The organism is Pelovirga sp., from assembly GCF_059864205.1.
In genome coordinates this window covers 1-3,635 of sequence record NZ_JCBCBS010000052.1, presented here as the reverse complement: position 1 = coordinate 3,635, position 3,635 = coordinate 1, and the positions used below count along the sequence as shown (strand labels likewise).

The following is a 3,635-nucleotide window of genomic DNA, read 5'->3' as shown; positions in this document are numbered from 1 at the left end:
GGTGATAATTTCCAGATGAATTATTGGCGCATCATTGTTGCGGTCAATTTATTCGCACTGATCAGCGCCAACTGGCGAAAATCTCTGCCGGAAAGGGCGTCTACTTTTGCTATGCTAAAGGTAACTATTCACTGCTGTCCTGGCGCAGGGCCGGGTTTCCTGTGGCAAACCTAGAATCCATCTATCAGCAAAAGCTCGCCGCCCTTGACGAACTGAAAAAATCCCTGTTACATCAGGCTTTCAACGGGGCGCTGTGAGTTCGTGTGTTATGTTCGTGCGATCGACTCACCCAAATAATGTGTCGACAAAACCAAATAACATCGACACATTTTATTGACATGTCGATTGCATCGACATAGAGTGCTGTCATGTCGAAAAATCGGAGATAATTAAACATGACCTCTGAAAGCTGGAATCCCGAATGCGCCTACAACGCGCTTCCGCTCTTGCCACCTGCCATCGAGGTGGAAACCCGTGCTGTGCTGAAGCAGTGCATCACTGCCCGGGCGGCGCTGGCCGAACTGAAGCAGGCGGCGGAGTTGCTTCCGAATCAGGCCATGCTGATCAATACCTTACCGCTCCTCGAAGCGCGGGCCAGTTCGGAAATCGAGAATATCGTGACGACCACGGACGAACTGTTCCGGCATGTGGGTAACGAGGCTCAGGCCAATCCCGCCACCAAGGAAGCCCTGCGTTACAGCCGCGCGCTGTTCGAGGGTTTCAGAGCGCTCAAACAAACCCCGCTCAACACGCGCACGGCCGAGCAGGCATGCACCACCATCAAGGGCGTGGAAATGACGATCCGCCGCACGCCGGGAACAACGCTCATCAACGACACAACGGGCAAGACCATCTATACCCCGCCCGAAGGCGAGGGCTTGTTGCGGGATCTGCTGGCGAACTGGGAGCGCTATCTGCACAACGAGACGGAGCTCGATCCCCTGATCCGCATGGCGGTCGGCCACTATCAATTCGAGGCGATCCACCCGTTTACCGATGGCAACGGCCGCACGGGGCGGGTGCTGAACAGCCTGTTCCTGATCCAGAAAGGCTTGCTGACCCTGCCGATTCTGTATCTGAGCCGTTACATCATCCAGAATAAGGCGGATTATTATCGCCTGCTGTTGCAGATCACGCGGGAGGGGGCCTGGGAGCCGTGGCTGCTTTACATCATCAAGGGCGTGGAGCAGACTGCCAGCTGGACGACGGCCAAGATTGCGACGATTCGCGCCTTGTCCGACCACACGACCGAATATGTCCGTGCCAGCCTGCCGAAGGTCTATAGCCACGAACTGATCAATCTGTTGTTTCAACTTCCGTATTGCCGTATCAGCAGTCTGACCGAGGCGGGTATCGCCAAACGTCAGACGGCCTCGCTCTATCTGAAGCAGTTGGTCGGGATCGGCGTGCTGACCGAACTGGATGCGGGGAAGGAAAAGCTGTTCATCCACCCCAAGCTGATGCAACTGCTGACGCGCGACAGCAATGACTTTATCCCCTACGGAAAAGCAGCACCATGAACGAATACCCCCCAGGATCATGCCCTGACGGTGCGGGATTTGATCAATCAGGTCAAGACCAGCAGCGACCCCAACTACTGCGTGCGGGTCACCGCCAATGATGGCGCGATCATCCCGGCTCATTGATAGATCACCCGTTGCTGGGATTTTATGCTGTCAATCAGATAAGGACTGATAGCCGCCTCTGTCAGCAGATCAACCGCTATTAGCATGACTCACCTCAGCTAACCCAGAATTGAGATCACTGAAGCTGGTTAGTAACTATTCAGCTCTATCCTTGCGCAGGGTCGGGGATCCTGTGGCAAGGGTTTTTGTCGCCATGGACGGCGACAAAAAGCGGTCATGGATGACGAAAAGCGTCCCTTGACACAGGATTCCCGACCCGGTGCTGAACAGATACGCTGGTTAATCACCTGAGAAAAAATGGAGAGTTTCAAAATCATCAGACCACCTACGGGACCTCGGCGGCAAAAAAGCATAAAAAAAGGACCTAGCCAAAACAGCTAAGTCCTTGATTTTTAATGGCGCGCCTCGAGAGATTCGAACTCCCGGCCTTCTGATCCGTAGTCAGACGCTCTATCCAGCTGAGCTAGAGGCGCAAAGAAGTGAGTTTATCGCCCAGAATTGAAAATTTGTCAATAGTTAAGTCAGCACTCGCTAAAGCTTCGAATCCTGTCGAACTACTGTGCTAAATAACTGGCGGAGAGGGAGGGATTCGCCCACTACGTCGCCACCATCACGGTGGCTCCTGCGTCGGCTCCCCTGCGCTCGCTGGCGCGGCCATCCATGGCCGCTTTTCTGACATTCAGTCAGCGCTCGCTCCGCTTCGAATCCGGTCGAACTACTGTGCTAAATAACTGGCGGAGAGGGAGGGATTCGAACCCTCGGTCCCGGTTTCCCAGAACACTCGCTTAGCAGGCGAGCACCTTCGGCCTCTCGGTCACCTCTCCGCAAATCGTAAAATTTTGGAACTCCGCTTTTCTGACATTCAGTCAGATCGCTAAAGCTTCGAATCCTATTCAACTTTTTTGTGCTAAACAATTGGCGGAGGAGGTAGGATTCGCCCACTACGTCGCCACCATCACGGTGGCTCCTGCGTCGGCTCCCCTGCGCTCACTGCCGCGGCCGTCCTGGCCGCTCTTCTGACATTCAGTCAGCGCTCGCTCCGCTTCGAATCCGGTTGAACTGTTGTGCTAAACAATTGGCGGAGGAGGTAGGATTCGAACCCACGGAACTTTCGTTCAACGGTTTTCAAGACCGCCGCCTTAAGCCACTCGGCCACTCCTCCGTTTAATCGCTGGTTTCTTGCGAAAAACTCTGGAACAGTAACCAACCTTGGCATAAAAAGCAAGCACAAACAGACCCTCATTCTAACCAGGTAAGAAGCTTACACCGGCGCGACAATCTTCTGCAATCCCCCCATATAGGGCACCAGAACTTCAGGAATTGTCACTGAGCCATCTTCCTGCTGATAATTTTCCAGAACCGCTACCAGGGTACGACCTACGGCAAGTCCGGAGCCGTTGAGGGTATGCACCAGCTCGGGCTTTTTGGCGCCTTCACGGCGAAAACGGATGGCGGCGCGGCGAGCCTGAAAGTCGCGGAAATTCGAACAGGAAGATATTTCGCGGTAAGCATCCTGCCCCGGCAACCAGACTTCGATATCAAAGGTCCGCGCTGCAGAAAATCCGATATCCCCGGTACACAGATCGATCACCCGATAGGGTAACTTCAATAGCTGCAACACCTTTTCGGCATGTTGCAACAAGGTTTCCAACTCGGCATCAGAATCTTCCGGGCGGGTAAACTTGACCAGTTCCACTTTGTTGAACTGATGCTGGCGGATCAAACCGCGGGTGTCACGGCCATGGGCTCCAGCCTCCTTGCGAAAACAGGGGGTATAGGCGGCATAACAGAGGGGCAGATCCTTTTCACTGAGGATTTCGTCACGATGGATGTTGGTCACCGGCACTTCCGCTGTCGGGATCAGGAACAGATCGACATCTTCAGTATGGAACAAATCGGCCTCAAACTTGGGCAACTGGCCGGTGCCGGTCATGGAGGCACGATTGACCAGAAACGGTGGCAGGGTTTCGGTATAACCGTGCTGGTCGG

The 3,635-nt window shown here is 54.3% G+C and carries 2 protein-coding genes and 3 tRNA genes; 1 reads left to right on the top strand and 4 read right to left on the bottom strand.

The features are described 5' to 3' along the window. Nucleotides 1–395: 395 nt before the first annotated feature. Nucleotides 396–1,520 carry a protein adenylyltransferase Fic gene (gene fic / locus AC6F7T_RS03110; protein WP_500716510.1) on the top strand — a complete coding sequence of 375 codons (1,125 nt, stop codon included), beginning with the start codon at nt 396–398 and terminating at the stop codon, nt 1,518–1,520. A gap of 522 nt (nt 1,521–2,042) precedes the next feature. Here the strand turns inward: fic and AC6F7T_RS03105 are convergent. The 4 genes from AC6F7T_RS03105 to serS form a co-directional block, all read right to left on the bottom strand. After that, nucleotides 2,043–2,119 (bottom strand) — tRNA-Arg (locus AC6F7T_RS03105). A 259-nt stretch (nt 2,120–2,378) separates the two neighbouring features. After that, nucleotides 2,379–2,470, bottom strand: a tRNA-Ser gene (locus tag AC6F7T_RS03100). A gap of 252 nt (nt 2,471–2,722) precedes the next feature. After that, nucleotides 2,723–2,808 (bottom strand) — tRNA-Ser (locus AC6F7T_RS03095). Nucleotides 2,809–2,907: 99 nt separating this feature from the next. Continuing rightward, nucleotides 2,908–3,635: serine--tRNA ligase (gene serS, locus AC6F7T_RS03090; protein WP_500716509.1), on the bottom strand; the 728-nt coding region annotated here is incomplete at its 5' end.